Source organism: Pedobacter sp. HDW13, from assembly GCF_011303555.1.
In the GTDB taxonomy this organism is placed as follows: Bacteria; Bacteroidota; Bacteroidia; order Sphingobacteriales; family Sphingobacteriaceae; genus Pedobacter.
Genome location: NZ_CP049868.1, coordinates 1,743,093 through 1,757,752 on the forward strand (window position 1 = coordinate 1,743,093; position 14,660 = coordinate 1,757,752).

The window sequence follows — 14,660 nt, forward strand, 5'->3', positions numbered from 1 at the left end:
AGCCGGTAAACTTTAACATCTGCTTAACATGATTTAACAACCTCCAATAAGGTTTAAAAGCAATATTTGTGGGCTTGTAGCGAAAGTTGCCAGGCAACCGTTTTATGGATACCCTTTAATATTTAAATCAAATTTCAAAAAAAGATGAAGAATTTTACTCTGTTCAATCTCAAATTTATCCCTTTATTTATTTTCGTTGTTTTAACCGCATTAATTTCCTGCAAAAAAGATGAGACAGACACTACGATTTCCTATTTAAGGGTTGTAAATGCCTCCCCTTCTTCAGCTACTTATAATGCTTATTTCAATGGTACCATGGTTACTTCGGCGGCCTTACCTTTCGGTGGCTCGGCTGCTTACGGTTCTTATGCACCAGGTGCCTATACTTTAAAATTTACCACAGCCAGTAGCGCTGAAAGCCTGCTGAGCAAAACCGTAACCCTGGGCGTAAACACCTATTATTCTACTTACCTGATTAATAAGCCTGCGGCGTTAGATATTTACACCATTGCCGACGACTTGAGCATCACTGCTACCGACAAAGCTTATGTGCGTTTTATCAACTTATCGCCTGACGCACCCGCGTTAGATCTGGCTAAAACAGGTGCAACCACCACATTGGCTACCAACAAGGCTTATAAAACAGCAAGTGCTTTTACTACAGTTGATGCCGGAACTTATACGCTTGATACTAAAGAAACCTCCTCAGGAACGGTTAAGGCTACATCAGCCAGTACTACCTTTGTGGCGGGCTACCATTACGATGTTATTTGTGGAGGGCTAGTAACACCTGCAAATGATACGGAAAGACCGTTAAGCTTGCAAGTGATATTGATTAAGTAAGAAGATTAAAAATCCCAAAACAAAGGCGGCAATTTTCTTTTAGAAAATTGCCGCCTTTGTTGAAAATTGAAATGATTATTTTTTGATTACATCAGGAAATTTTACCTGGATTACATAAGTTCCTTCTAACTTCAATTGCCACGACCATCTTGGATTTACAGAAAAACCTGGCGATGCCGGAAAGCCATCTATTGACTTGATAAAGGTACTCGGTATTCTGTAATACATTAAGAAACCCCAATCGGTAGTTGGTGTAACGTATTTTGTTAAAGGAAACGGTGCTACCTCAAAATCGCAGATCATAGCGGTATCAGTTTGAATAACCGGGTTGAATTTAGCATAGTTTTCAAAAATTGGCCTATCTCCCCTTGCTATAATTTCTCCTGCTTTAGGATTAAAAACTTTACCATTTTTATCAACCATCTTTAAAATGGCCCTGGCACCACTGTTAGATATTTTGGTACAGGTAATGATTGGGTTTTTCATCGGCGTTACTGCACCCGTAACATCATTAAAGCCGTTAGCAACATCATCTGTGATAACGAATAAATCGTCAATGCTTGGATCTACCACGTTGATCGTAGCCAGTTTTGGAAAAAGCTTTGTGCCGGTAACGTTGGTCATCTCTACATCAAAAATATATCTGCCCAATGGCAAATTAGCCGAAGCTTTATTAAAGGTAAGCTGGCCGCTATTTTCATTAAAGTACATGGGTAACCGCTTAACTAACTCTCTCTTTTTATCCAGTTGTTCACGCGTAACATCTGTTTCCGGATCAAAATTCATTCCTGTTTTAAACACCAAAATTTCGTATTCTTTTGAAAATTCTGCCGGTGCCGGAGAGCCGTCCTCTTTTCTCAGGTTTAACATTTTAAAGGTGTAAGGAGGCGTAGATCCATCAGCATTAATTCTATCAGACTGGAAAAGGATTAATCCCCTTTTGGCAAAAATATCATTGTCTTTATAACGAATTCCATCACTTTGGAAACCTTTCTCAATTTTTGTACAGGCATATATGCTTAATAAGAATAGTAGGCCTAAAATATATTTAACTTTCATATTTGATAATATTTATGGTTTAATTCCCTAAAGGTTGTGCATTAAAGAACAAACGATGATTTCCAGTTAAAACATGAACAATTCCGGTTTTGGTTACGATGCCGGAAGTTTGAACATCCGCGGCTTTATCTTTTTGATTTTCGGGTATAGCATTCAAATCGGGTTCTTTATCATCACGTGTACCAATCACCTTAGTATAAGTAACATAATCTACGTAATTTATATACTGACCGTATTCATAAGAACGTCTAAATTTTATCATATACTGGACGTTTGGAATTACACCTAATACACTATTGTATAATTTACCCCAAGCGTAATCTGATCCCTGTTTATTTTTCCTGCAAACAGATAGGTTTTTAAAGAATCGCTTAGCTCCTTCGATGGAATATCCTTTATTCCGAAATTAAAATTTTCATTCCCGGTTTCAATAGCCTTTTGGTTCTTCTTTGCCTTTACATAATCGGCAACGCTATAATTGGTAGCAGCAAAGAAGGTAACATCTCCATTTACGATATCTTTTAAGCCCGCTTTATCAATTACTTTCACCAAAGAATCAAAATTTCGGTTAGATTTTAAGTAATCGTAGGTGGTCATATCCACATAGGCATTACTAGTACCTCCATCACGTTTATAATCGTCTTTCTTACATGCCGATAAGGCAGTTAAGATTATGCATATATATATTAAAATATTATTTTTCATGATTTTTAATCTTAGGATTAAATTTATTTATACTTTACCCAACCAATAGGTAGTTTGTTTCAGATAAGGATTGTTCCTAAACAAAGCAGGATCTAAAGGCCAATAAAAGCCTTCTTTTCTAAATCTTGCTTCAGGAAGCCAGTCTACAATAAAGCCATATCTTCTGGTCCGCAGCAAATCATAAAATAAATGTCCTTCCAAAAACATTTCCCTTCCACGCTCTATAATATATTCGTCCATTACATCACTTACCGATAAGCCATTGTCTACCAGAACAGGGGAAGGATCATTTCTTTTTCTAAAGTTATTGATAATTGTAGTTGCAGTAGCTGCATCGCCTTTGTAAAGTGCAATTTCTGCTTTTAGTAACTGCATATCCCCTAATCTGAATATGATAATGTTATTGCTTAAATAAGGGTTTAATTTTTGTCCCGGATTTCGGTAAGTTACATTGCTGTATTTAATACACATTGGTTTTTCGGGCAGTGTAAAATCAAAACCCTTTTTTAACCTGATGTCGGTATCCGTGTAAAAATGATCATTGATATACCTTGGCACGACATAAAACCTGGGGTTATTACCAAAACCATTAATGTAGCTTCCGTTTAAAAATTCTGCACCTACCGAACTTGCCGATCCCTCAAGCGTATTTTCGCTAATATTAATCTCAAAAATACCTTCCGAAGAGCGTCCTATAAATGTGTTTTTATAATTGGCTGTATCGGTTAAGGTATAACCACCGCGACTAATCAAGGTATTAATAGTTGTATCGGCACTGTTTACATCTACCATATTTGGCGCATCTGTGGAGACATCAGACATAGTTGCCCGCCACAAATATAAATGGGCTAACAGTGCATAAGCAGATCCTTTATTAGCCGTCACTTTCGCATCGCCAGTATTGCTATAGGTCCAACCCAACAAATTAATGGCCTTATGACAGTCATCCTCTACCAGTTTCATTACCTCTGCTCTTGGTTTTCTGGGTAATTGAGGTGCATTAAGCGGATCTTCATAAGATTCGGTAACAATTGGCACATCACCCCAAACGCGTACCATCATAAAATAACTTAAGGCCCTTAAAAAATAAGCCTGACCTAAAATGTTATTTCTAAATTCGGTAGCATCATCTTCTGTAGATAATTGCGCATCTGTCATACCTGCTGCTTTCTGTAATATGAGATTAGACATGGCTATACTTTTATAATAAAGTGTGTAATTAGCCAATGTGTTTAAGTTGTATTGAAAGGTGAAATCGCCGTTTTGTATCCCCTCCAGCCCATCGCCGGTATACTGCATGGTAAAGTAGTTTTTAGCAATGGCATCGCCATACATGTAGTAGCGGTTATTTTTGTTGGTAATGGCATTGCGGAACAAGGCATAATTACCAGCCATAGCACCTCTTGCATCTTTAGCCGTTTTCCAGAAAGTTTGCTCGTATGGCGCATCTTTAGGCTCTTCGTAAAGTAGCTTTTTACAAGCACTGGTACTTAAAATAATGATTACAGTACTTAATATACTGAGTTTTGTTATTATATTTTTCATCTTAGTAGTATTAAAATTGAACCTGAAGACCTAAAGTATATTTTTTCGGGATTGGATATCCCGTTCCGATATACTCACCATATCCGTTTACAGCCTCTGCATCTGGCAATTTTTTTGATTGCTGGAACATGTGCACATTATCGATCATAGCAAACACTTTAAACTGACTAAGCCCCCACTTACTAAGGGTTTTGGCACCTAAATCGTACCCCAGCGTAATATTTTTTATCCTTAAATACCCTCCCTTTTCTAAGAAAAACGTTTGTGCACCTGTATAATAATAACGGTAAGTACCCAAATCGTATTTAGCATACTCTGCGTTATCACCCGGATTTCTCCAAATATTTAATTTATCCAAATCAGGCGTAGAGAAGCTGGCAAATTGGTAGATTGCATTCCCATCCTGAGAATTTGCAAAACGGTCTGAATCGAACAAGTTTAGCACATCTCTTTTAAAGGTAAATGTTGCAAAAACACTCAATGAGAAATTTTTGTAGCTAAAATTATTGGTCCAACCACCTGTAAAACGAGGATTCGGATCGCCAATTGGCTGTTTGTCCGGATTAATACCATCATTAAAAATATCTACAAAATAATCGCCATCTAAATCGGCCAGGTAAAAATCTCCTTCGTTAAAAGTGCCGTTACTGTTCCGGTAACGTTCGCCGGTAAATGGATTTTGTGGAATATCTCCGGTTCTTGAAAATACACCCTTGGTTCGGTAAAGGTAAAATGCATTAAGTGGGCTACCCACTGATAGAATATGGGTTTTATCAAACCGATCACCTCTCAAAATGATATCGCGGCCACCATTAGGCAAGCTCATAATCTGGTTCTTATTATAAGAAATATTAAATGAAGTATACCACTTAAATGGCTTGCTGATCAGGGTACCGTTAAAAGTAAGCTCCAAACCTGAGTTACGTACTGAAAAAGCATTGGTAAAAGCCACATCGTAACCCGAGGTAACCGGCAAATCAACGTTAAATAACTTATCCTTTACTTCTTTATTATAAACATCAAAGGTAATGGCATACTTCCCATTTTGAATTTCTAAATCCGTACCAATATTCCACTGTGTAGATTTTTCCCAGCTCAAATTCTTTTGGGCTACACCATTATTAAAATTAGGTGTGATAGCCGTAACACCATTGTAAGAGGATGCGCCGCCATTACCATCAAAAATACCATTATTAACCAGATATTTATTGTATTGGACGTAGGCATTATTTAGATTTTCGTTACCTGTAACACCATAACTACCCCTGATTTTAATGAGGCTAAATGGATTATTGGTCATGTTTTTCATGAAATTTTCTTCAGACAAGATCCAACCAACAGATACTGACGGGAAAAAACCATATTTGTTGTTTTCACCAAAGCCCGATGAGCCATCAGTCCTTATCGAGCCAGATAATAAGTATTTATCGGCATAATCATAGCTAAAACGGCTGTAATATGCAATTAATCCATGGCCACGGTATTGTGATGAGGCAAAAATGTTAGCCTGCTGAAAACCAGTCACAACTGTTATATTATCAGAAGGACCACCAAAGCCAGCAGCTTGTGTATTTTCGTACTGATTATATTCTATATCTTGCCCTGCTAAAACATTAAATGTATGTTTACCCAGTGAACCGCTATAATTTAAATAATTAGAAGCTCTTAATCCTATTCCGCTTGAAGAAAAACTGCTGGCGCTATTTCCCAATCCATTGTTTAACAAGCTACTAAAACTACCATCTCTTCGTTGATTATCTGATGTATATGATGATTGGGAGTTTAGCGTAAAATGTTTATTAAACTCATAACTTAAATTAAGGTTGATACCAAACTGGTTACTGATATTACGGTCTATGTTTTCGCTATTTGGGCTTACATAATATTCGAGTTTTTCTGGCGAAAGATTGATCAGTGACGAAGGTAAATTGCCCGCACCAAGCCTGGTGGGATTTGATGAGTTGTTGGGATCTTCGCCACCCCTGCCTCTATCAGTTCTTGAATAATAAAATTGAGGATTGATCGTCAATTTTTTATTAAGTGCTTTTGTTGATAAGTTGATTCTGGTACTATAGCGTTTAACGCCTGTACCTTTTACGATCCCCTGCTCATTGTAATAGCCACCGCTAAAGCGGTAAGTCATTCCATTATCCGAACCACCGGTTAAACTGATGTTGTTATCGTTTATTTTAGCCAAACGATAGAACAGATCCTGCCAGTCGGTATTTCCATTAAATACCGGATTCAAGCTATCAGTAAGCAAATAAGGCAGTTGTCTTCTCTGGTCGTAAGTGAGTTGCCTTTGCAAAACCTCCATTTTTTGTCTGCGTTCAGTAGCGCCAATGGTAGCTTCACGCAAATCAGGCCGCTGCGAAAAACCTACATAGCTACTTATATTAATTTTAGTGTCGCCACTTACTCCTTTTTTTGTTGTAATTAATATTACGCCATTGGCCGCTCTCGAACCATAAATGGCCGCAGCAGATGCATCTTTTAATACATCAATTGATTCGATATCGTTCGGATTTATACCCGCCAAATAGTTGGTGCCGGTACCTGTTCCTGGTGGAACAAAATCCTCAGAAGCCTGAGGTACCCCATCTACCACATATAGTGGCGATCTTACCGTATTAACCTGGTCGTAACTGGTGCTACCTGTAGAGTTACCACGAACCGACACGGTTGGCGCTACACCAGGCTGACCACTAAAGTTCTGAACATTTATACCGGCAAGTCTACCCTGTAGCAGCTGGTCGAAACTTGGCGAAGGCAAATTGGCAAGTTCTTTTCCTGAAATACTGGAAATAGCGGCTGTTGATTTTTTTCTGGTTATTTTCTGATAACCAATGAGTACTACCTCATCTAGCATCTTATTGTCATCCTGCAGAGAAAAGTTTATGGTACCGCTTGCAGTAATTGTTTTTTCCGCGGTAACGAAGCCAACTATCCTGGCAACCAGCACAGCTTTATCGCTCTGTACAGCCAATGTGAATTTCCCTTCAGCATTAGTCGAAGTCCCGTTTTTTGTCCCCTTCTCCAAAATAGATACCCCTGGTATTGGTTTATCATTCTGATCTAAAACCGTTCCTTTTATTGTTTTTTGGGCAAAAGCCAGCCAGGGAATTAATAAATAAAAAAATGTGGCCGCTAAAAATTTAACATAGCAATGTCTTGTAGAAGTTTTTTCCATTGATGATTAGTTAGTTAGGTTTGATTACAAGTAAAAGTATCGGTAATTTTAATTAGGGTTCAACTATTTTTTAACTAAGAAAAACCATATTTTAACCCAAACAATTCCAATCACACGATATTTAATTCCGAAAAAAGCAGCAATCACAACGTAAAAAGCAGATTACATCAAGCTACATGGCACTTTTTTGATTCAATAACCATTATTCATACGCAATTCTGGAGTAAATGTTAACTTCAAAAAATAACTATTGAATAAATCATAAACTAAAACGTTAAACTATCTTCTTTTTCCTAAATATTCTACCTGAATTTGGCAAGTATGCATAATGCGCCGCCCCGCTATTTAGAATAATTCAAAATAATTTGGATAATCCAAATTTCTGCCGTTATTTTGCGTCTCTTTAGAATTAATCCAAATAAATTTTAAAGAACAAAAAACCAGCATGCGCTTCCATTTTAATTCGCATGAAACATATTCTTAAAATAATAAAATGAATAAAATCAGACTATTTGTATTAACCGCAGTGATGCTCTTAATCAATACCCTTGCTTTTGCACAGCAATCAGGAACTTTAAAAGGTACCATTACCACTTCAGATGGTAAGCCTGCGGCTTACATTTCAGTAGGTTTAAAAGGCAAGGGCTTAGGGAACGTTACCAATGATAAAGGCTTATATGAAATTTTACGTGTTAAACCGGGTACTTACATTTTAAGGGTATCGGCGGTTGGTATGCAAAATTTAGAAAAAACCATTACCATCCAGGCAGGCGAAAACAAAATAGTAGACGTGGTAATCAGCCAAAATTCAAATCAGTTGAGCGAGGTAAACATTAACCAGGGTGTAAATAAATATATCGCTAAAAAGAGCGAATACATTTCTAAAATGTCACTTAACAATTTAGAAAACCCACAGGTTTATACTACCATTACCAAAGAAACTATGGCCGACCAGCTTGTGTTTTCAGTTGATGATGCGACCCGTAATGCTACAGGTGTTCAAAAAATGTGGGAATCTACAGGTCGTGGTGGCGATGGTGGTGCTTATTATGCATCGAGAGGCTTTATTGTACAGGCCAAGTTAAGAAATGGTATTGCGGGCAACGTTACCGGCCGCAACGACGTTGCCAACTTAGAAAGTGTAGAATTTATTAAAGGTCCATCGGCTACTTTATTTGGCAGTACATTAACTTCGTACGGTGGTTTAATTAACCGCATCACCAAAAAACCTTTTGAAGGAACGGGAGGCTCAGTAAGTTATTCAACCGGCACTTACGATTTTAACCGGGTTAGTACCGATTTTAATTTCCCTGTTGATAAAGCCAACCATATTTATGCCCGTATCAATACTTCTTATAATTACAAGGGTTCTTTTCAGGAAAATGTTTTTGACAAAGGCTTCTTTATCGCGCCAAGCTTGTCGTATAAAGTAAACGACAAATTAGACTTCGTTTTTGATGCTGAAATTGCCAATGGTAAAAACACTTTAAAACCATTTGTTTTCTTCTATTTCCCGGTTGCACAACTGGGTTTTGACAGGGCCGATCAATCTGGTATTCCTTACGATAAATCGTTCACCGGCGATGCCATGAAACAAAAATACAACAGTTCGAATTTCTTTGGTCAGGCCAACTATAAGTTTAACGACAATTGGTCTTCACACACTAGTTTTTCGAGCAATTATAGCTTTTCAAATGGTCGTGGCACTTATCTTTTTCTTGTTCCAAACAGTTTCTTCAATCCTGCAGCAGCTCCCGGTGCCGATAATTTATCGAGAGCAGATCAATCAACCGACAACAGTAAAATCTTCACTTATGAAGTACAACAAAACTTTAACGGTACATTTAACTTAGGTTCAGTTAAAAACCGCGTTGTACTTGGCCTAGATTATTTACGCCAAAATTCCGATCAGTTGTTTTACTCGATAGACACCTTCGATATTACCAACAAAAACGGAACAGGTGCCAATTACAACAATTTTACTGAGGCTAATTTAGCGGCGTTTTACGCGGCAAACCCTTATTCTAAATATCCGGTTAACTTCAAATCCAACACCTATAGTGCTTACGCATCAGATGTAATTAACTTAACCGACAGGTTAATTGCCCTTGCAGCTTTAAGGGTTGATCGTTTTGACAACAAAGGCAATTCTGACCGTGCAGGTTCGGCACCGAAAGGCGCTTACAAGCAAACTGTTTTCTCGCCAAAATTCGGTTTGGTATTTCAACCGGTTAAAGATCAGTTATCATTATTTGCCAACTACCAAAATGGTTTTAATAACATCAATGGTATAGATTACAAAGGGGATGCCTTTAAAGCAGAACAAGCTAACCAGATTGAAGGTGGTATTAAAGCCAATGCTTTTAACGGCAAAATAACCGGATCGGTATCTTACTACTACATCAAAGTGAAAGATATTGTCAGGGGTTATAATTTAGATCCAACAAATCCAAATGCCCAGATTCAGGATGGTAACAAAATCAGCAAAGGTATAGAAGCCGAAGTTATTGCAAACCCGGTAAACGGCTTAAATATTATCGCAGGCTTTGCCTATAACGATAACCATTTAGAAAATGCATCGCCTGATGTTGAAGGCAGAAGAGATGCTTACTCAGCCGCACCTTACTCGGCAAATTTATGGGTAAGCTATAAATTCTTGTCGGGTTCGTTAAGAGGCCTTGGCCTGGGTGCAGGTGGTAACTACGCCAGTGATAACAAAATTGTAAATAGTGTAAGTCAAGGGGTATTTATTTTACCGGCTTATAAGGTTTACAACGCCTCGGTATTCTACGATCACAGCAGATTTAGAATCGGTGTCAAAGTCGACAACTTTACTAATCAAAAGTACTGGACAGGCTACAGCACCATGAACCCACAAGATCTCAGAACTTTTACGGGTAGTGTAACCTATAAATTTTAATCCATCATACCATGCGATACTGGATCAGATCAGTACCGCATGGTTTAAAAACCGAAAACATGAAAACTAAAATCTCAATATTATTATTTTTTCTGGCCTTCAGTATCTCTGGCGCTTTTGCACATGCTTTATGGATAGAAACATCGGCTACAGGCAAAAAAGGCCAGGCACAGGAAGTGAAAATTTTCTTTGGCGAATACGAAAGCGGTGAGCCCGATTCGGCAGCCAAATGGTTCAGTAACCTTAAAGATTTTAAACTGGTTCTAACAGCTCCAAATGGTAGCACTAAAGTTTTAACCGCTTCGCCTGATGTACTTTTTTACAAAGCCAGCTTTACACCCGATCAGGATGGCACTTACAAACTTTCTGTTGTGCATGAAGTTGCTGCTGTTTACGAAAAAGCAAAAATCGAATATTATGCTTTTGCCGATGTTGCAGTAAGTACCCTGAAAATAAATACCACCTTTCCGGCTGACGCTGCCTTAACCATCAGACCAGATAAACATGCATTGAAAGCAGGAGAAACGGCCATACACCAGGTGATTTACAACAAAGCACCTTTTGCAAACAAGAAATTAACAGTGGTGGGTCCGGATAAAAAATCACAGCCTACCGAAACTGATGCGGAAGGTAAGTTTACTTTTAAACCTGCCGCCAAAGGAAATTATTTCCTGGAGGCGTTTACCGAAGATAAAACCCCGGGGAAACTAAACGGAAAAGATTACGATAAAATCTGGCACCTGGTTACCTACACCACTCAGGCAAACTAAGGCATTTTATCAAAAAACAATTTAACCAATTGACTTTAATCTGTCAATTGGTTCTTTCATTAAACAAAGCTTAATGGCGCTAACAAAACCAATACAGAAAAAAACAAATAAATCGCGACTGAGACGGATTAGCGATTGGTTACACCTGTGGTTGGGTATTGCCTCTGGCCTGGTGGTTTTCCACCTGGGTATTACTGGTTGTATTTTCGCTTTCCAAAAAGAGATTACCGAATTCATTCACCGAAAAGAGGTGTTTGTTGAGGTACCTGCTAACAGAAAAACCATTGCCTTAAGTACATTAACAGCAACTGCCGAAAAAGAACTGGGCGGCAAGAAAAAAATCACTTTCTTATCCACTTATGCCGAGCCCGACAGGGCCTGGGAGTTTGGCACTTATAAAGCTGGTAATCCAGACGCTTTCTGGTATTTCGATTCGATAGATTATTACGATCTGGCCCTCATTAACCCATATACCGGAAAGGTTACTTTGGTTGCCGATCACAAATATGAGTTCTTTGGCATCATCAAAATGCTTCACTGGAGCTTCCTTATTAATCACCCCATCGGGCAGCAAATTATTGGCTGGTCTACCATCATTTTTGTTTTTCTCTTGATCTCAGGCATGATTATGTGGTGGCCTAAAAACCTCAAAAAATCAAATTTCGACAAGAGTTTTAAGATTAAGTGGAAGGCTAAATTTAAGCGGATTAATTACGATGTGCACAATGTACTGGGCTTTTATGTGATGATTATTTGCCTGATGCTGGCCTTAACTGGCCTGGTATGGGCTTTTCAATGGTTTCAATCAACCGTATATGTAGTAGCTGCAAGAAGCACCACTCCGCCTAAACAACCCGAGGCCAAATCAGATTCGACCAAAACAATTTCAGCTATCCCTTTTGATGTAGCTTTTGAAACGGCTAAAAATACTTTCAAAGGTGCCGATCGCATTGGCATGTCGCCGGCAGAAGGCGGAACAACGCCAATATATGCCACGGGATACAGGGGAACAGAAACGTACTGGAATTTTGATGTGTTGTTGTTCGATCAGTACACGGGTAAATTGCTTGCCCGTAAAAATCAGACTGAAAAAAATGCAGGCGAAGCATTGATTGGAATGAACTACGATATCCATGTGGGTGCCATTTTAGGTCTGCCCGGAAAAATTATGGCATTTTTTGCAAGTCTTATTGCAGCCAGCCTGCCTATAACCGGATTTATTATCTGGTGGGGCAAAAAGAAAAAGAAGAAAAATCCCGCAGTTGCGGAAAACAAGCACACCTCTAATTTATTATAAAATGAAAATCTTAAACCTAATTTTGGTGTTAAGCAGTATGATTACCCTTAACACCAATGCGCAAACAAAAGTTGATTCGCCGGAAGAAAAACTCGAAAAAGATAGAAAAGCAATCAAATCTTTAGCTGGTTTTTACGAAGTGAATTTCAATTACGGCGAAGTAACTGCTCCGGATCCAAATTACAAATTCAGCAAACCTTACGAAAGCCACGGAAGTGAGTGGGCAGAAATCATTGTAGATGAGCCTAAAAGAATTGTAATTCAGCACATGCTTGCTATTAACGATACTACGGTAATTAAACACTGGCGCCAGGACTGGACTTATGAAGACCCGAATGTTTTGCTTTACACGCAAGATAATGCCTGGAAAAAAGGTAGTTTCACCGCAGCTGATGTAAGAGGAAAATGGACGCAAAAAGTGTATCAGGTAGATGATAGCCCACGTTATCAGGGTTTCGGAACCTGGAGCCATGTTGGTGGCCACGATTCATGGTCGAGCGAAACCGATTCGCCCCTACCCAGAAGAGAATCGACCGTACGTAAAGACTATAACGTATTAACCCGAGGAAGCAGAATTACCATTACCAAAGATGGATGGATATTTGAACAAGACAATAAAAAAGTTGTGCGCACGCCGCAAGGCGATAAATTACTGGCTGTTGAAAAAGGTTATGAAGAATTTACCAAAATAGATCCTAAAACATTTGCTTATGCACAAAAATGGTGGGCAAGCCAGCAAACTTATTGGGCCGATGTACGCGGTGTTTGGGCCGATATTATCGGATCAGGCGATACCTTTAAAGTAAAAACCATGGCCAATGGCAAATTACTTTATGAAACACTTTTCAATTTAGGAGATCAGTCCGTTAAAGAAAAATGGACCGCTGCCCAAAATAAAGAAAAAGTAAAAACAGCCTTACAGCCATATCTGGCTAAGTAAAACGGATTGTTTTTTATCGCTAATGGTTGATGGTGAATCGCGATGCGGTTAACCATCAACCATTTTTTTGTTAGCGATTTCAATGTTAGTCGGGATTTGCAATCCCGATTTGATGAATTATGGATTTGTGATCCACCAGATGAATTATTGGAAGGCCGGGATTACAAATCCCGACCAGCGATCAACAATTAGTTTATTTTACTAAATTCCGGCATGAAAAAATTTGGCTTTCTTATCTTCTTATGCTTTGCTCTTAAAGGCTTCTCACAAGATTCTACTTATACCCGCAATGTAATTAATACGCTTACCGCTAAGCAATTTTGGGGCAGGGGTTATACTAAAAATGGGATGAAAAAAGCGGCCACTTACCTTGCTGAAAGCTACAAGAAAATTGGCCTGTTACCTATGGGAACCAATTATCAGCAATTTTTTAGTTTCCCTGTAAATACTTTTCCTGGTAAAATGCTGGTCGAAATTAACGGTAAGAAACTAATTCCGGGCAAAGATTTTATTGTGAACAACGAAAGTAAAGGCCTTAAGCAACGGGCTGTATTGAAAAAGATAGATAGTGTTAAATATGAAGCTAGTCCGGCACTGCAACTCGTGCTGAAAGATAAACTCACCTGGTCTGTAGCAACCGAAGTAGCCGCTACCACTACCATTCAGCTTAACAAAAAAAGCATTAGCACGCTACCCAAAGAAATTGATGTTGACATTGAAAACCAGTTTATCGAAAGCTTTACTGCAACCAATGTATGCGGTCTGGTAAAAGGAACCCAATATCCCGATTCGCTTTTAATCATTACTGCCCATTACGATCATTTAGGAGGTATGGGTGCAGACACCTATTTCCCCGGTGCTAATGATAATGCAGCCGGTGTGGCAACACTATTAAGTTTAGCTAAGTATTACGCTGCAAATCCACAGCCTTATAGCATTGGCTTTATCTGTTTCGCTGCCGAAGAAGCCGGATTGCTGGGGTCGCGGTATTTTGTAGAAAACCCGCTGGTAGCTTTATCCAAAATCAAATTTCTGATCAATTTAGACCTGGTAGGAACCGGAGTAAGCGGAATGACCGTAGTAAATGCCAGCGTTTACCCAAAAGCATTCGCCGACCTGAATAAAATCAATAACGAACACCATTACATTAGCAAAATTAACCCTCGCGGCAAAGCAGCCAACAGCGATCATTATTTCTTTACCGAAAGTGGGGTACCTGCATTCTTTATCTACACCCAGGGTGGGCCTGCGGCCTATCACGATGTGTTTGATGTAGCCGAAAACCTGCCTCTTACCGAATACAATGATCTGTTTAAATTAATTGTCGGGTTTAATCAAAAACTGATGCGAAACTGATTTTCAGGATCAAAGCCTCAGTTCTTTATTCCAAC

General features: G+C 38.8%; 11 protein-coding genes. 6 read left to right on the forward strand and 5 right to left on the reverse strand.

Annotated elements, in window-relative coordinates; genetic code table 11:
* Positions 1 to 144: 144 nt before the first annotated feature.
* Positions 145 to 843, forward strand: a complete 699-nt coding sequence (locus G7074_RS07210; RefSeq protein ID WP_166207632.1) for a DUF4397 domain-containing protein — start codon at positions 145 to 147, stop codon at positions 841 to 843.
* 75 nt (positions 844 to 918) lie between these two features.
* Here the strand turns inward: G7074_RS07210 and G7074_RS07215 are convergent, their stop codons facing one another.
* The 5 genes from G7074_RS07215 to G7074_RS07235 are packed head-to-tail and all read right to left on the reverse strand — an operon-like array spanning position 919 to position 7,342.
* Positions 919 to 1,902 (reverse strand): DUF5007 domain-containing protein, encoded by a 984-nt coding sequence (locus tag G7074_RS07215; protein WP_166207635.1) that lies wholly within the window; start codon positions 1,900 to 1,902, stop codon positions 919 to 921.
* A gap of 19 nt (positions 1,903 to 1,921) precedes the next feature.
* On the reverse strand, positions 1,922 to 2,164 hold the full coding sequence (locus G7074_RS07220; RefSeq protein ID WP_166207638.1) for a hypothetical protein: 243 nt from the start codon (positions 2,162 to 2,164) through the stop codon (positions 1,922 to 1,924).
* A gap of 23 nt (positions 2,165 to 2,187) precedes the next feature.
* Positions 2,188 to 2,607, reverse strand: coding sequence for a hypothetical protein (locus G7074_RS07225; protein ID WP_166207641.1), 420 nt, complete (start codon positions 2,605 to 2,607; stop codon positions 2,188 to 2,190).
* A gap of 27 nt (positions 2,608 to 2,634) precedes the next feature.
* Complete coding sequence (locus G7074_RS07230; protein WP_166207644.1) at positions 2,635 to 4,152, reverse strand: RagB/SusD family nutrient uptake outer membrane protein; 1,518 nt, start codon at positions 4,150 to 4,152, stop codon at positions 2,635 to 2,637.
* Between the two features lie 10 nt (positions 4,153 to 4,162).
* The gene (locus G7074_RS07235; RefSeq protein ID WP_166207647.1) at positions 4,163 to 7,342 is read right to left on the reverse strand and encodes a SusC/RagA family TonB-linked outer membrane protein; all 3,180 of its coding nucleotides are present in this window, start codon (positions 7,340 to 7,342) and stop codon (positions 4,163 to 4,165) included.
* Positions 7,343 to 7,835: 493 nt separating this feature from the next.
* Between G7074_RS07235 and G7074_RS07240 the strand changes: the two genes are divergently transcribed.
* From G7074_RS07240 to G7074_RS07260, 5 genes are all read left to right on the forward strand, one after another.
* Positions 7,836 to 10,262 carry a TonB-dependent receptor gene (locus tag G7074_RS07240; RefSeq protein WP_166207650.1) on the forward strand — a complete coding sequence of 809 codons (2,427 nt, stop codon included), beginning with the start codon at positions 7,836 to 7,838 and terminating at the stop codon, positions 10,260 to 10,262.
* A gap of 59 nt (positions 10,263 to 10,321) precedes the next feature.
* Positions 10,322 to 11,032, forward strand: a complete 711-nt coding sequence (locus G7074_RS07245; protein ID WP_166207653.1) for a DUF4198 domain-containing protein — start codon at positions 10,322 to 10,324, stop codon at positions 11,030 to 11,032.
* 73 nt (positions 11,033 to 11,105) lie between these two features.
* The gene (locus G7074_RS07250) at positions 11,106 to 12,329 is read left to right on the forward strand and encodes a PepSY domain-containing protein (RefSeq protein WP_166207656.1); all 1,224 of its coding nucleotides are present in this window, start codon (positions 11,106 to 11,108) and stop codon (positions 12,327 to 12,329) included.
* 1 nt (position 12,330) lies between these two features.
* The gene (locus tag G7074_RS07255) at positions 12,331 to 13,269 is read left to right on the forward strand and encodes a DUF6607 family protein (protein WP_166207659.1); all 939 of its coding nucleotides are present in this window, start codon (positions 12,331 to 12,333) and stop codon (positions 13,267 to 13,269) included.
* A gap of 213 nt (positions 13,270 to 13,482) precedes the next feature.
* Positions 13,483 to 14,625, forward strand: a complete 1,143-nt coding sequence (locus G7074_RS07260; RefSeq protein ID WP_124562730.1) for a M28 family metallopeptidase — start codon at positions 13,483 to 13,485, stop codon at positions 14,623 to 14,625.
* Positions 14,626 to 14,660 lie beyond the last annotated feature (35 nt).

Excerpts from the sequence above, each read along its gene's own strand:
- G7074_RS07235 (WP_166207647.1), bottom strand. The coding sequence starts at position 7,342 with ATGGAAAAAACTTCTACAAGACATTGCTATGTTAAATTTTTAGCGGCC.
- G7074_RS07245 (WP_166207653.1), top strand. The coding sequence starts at position 10,322 with ATGAAAACTAAAATCTCAATATTATTATTTTTTCTGGCCTTCAGTATC.
- G7074_RS07240 (WP_166207650.1), top strand. The coding sequence starts at position 7,836 with ATGAATAAAATCAGACTATTTGTATTAACCGCAGTGATGCTCTTAATC.
- G7074_RS07250 (WP_166207656.1), top strand. The coding sequence starts at position 11,106 with ATGGCGCTAACAAAACCAATACAGAAAAAAACAAATAAATCGCGACTG.
- G7074_RS07210 (WP_166207632.1), top strand. The coding sequence starts at position 145 with ATGAAGAATTTTACTCTGTTCAATCTCAAATTTATCCCTTTATTTATT.
- G7074_RS07215 (WP_166207635.1), bottom strand. The coding sequence starts at position 1,902 with ATGAAAGTTAAATATATTTTAGGCCTACTATTCTTATTAAGCATATAT.
- G7074_RS07230 (WP_166207644.1), bottom strand. The coding sequence starts at position 4,152 with ATGAAAAATATAATAACAAAACTCAGTATATTAAGTACTGTAATCATT.
- G7074_RS07260 (WP_124562730.1), top strand. The coding sequence starts at position 13,483 with ATGAAAAAATTTGGCTTTCTTATCTTCTTATGCTTTGCTCTTAAAGGC.
- G7074_RS07255 (WP_166207659.1), top strand. The coding sequence starts at position 12,331 with ATGAAAATCTTAAACCTAATTTTGGTGTTAAGCAGTATGATTACCCTT.
- G7074_RS07220 (WP_166207638.1), bottom strand. The coding sequence starts at position 2,164 with ATGATAAAATTTAGACGTTCTTATGAATACGGTCAGTATATAAATTAC.
- G7074_RS07225 (WP_166207641.1), bottom strand. The coding sequence starts at position 2,607 with ATGAAAAATAATATTTTAATATATATATGCATAATCTTAACTGCCTTA.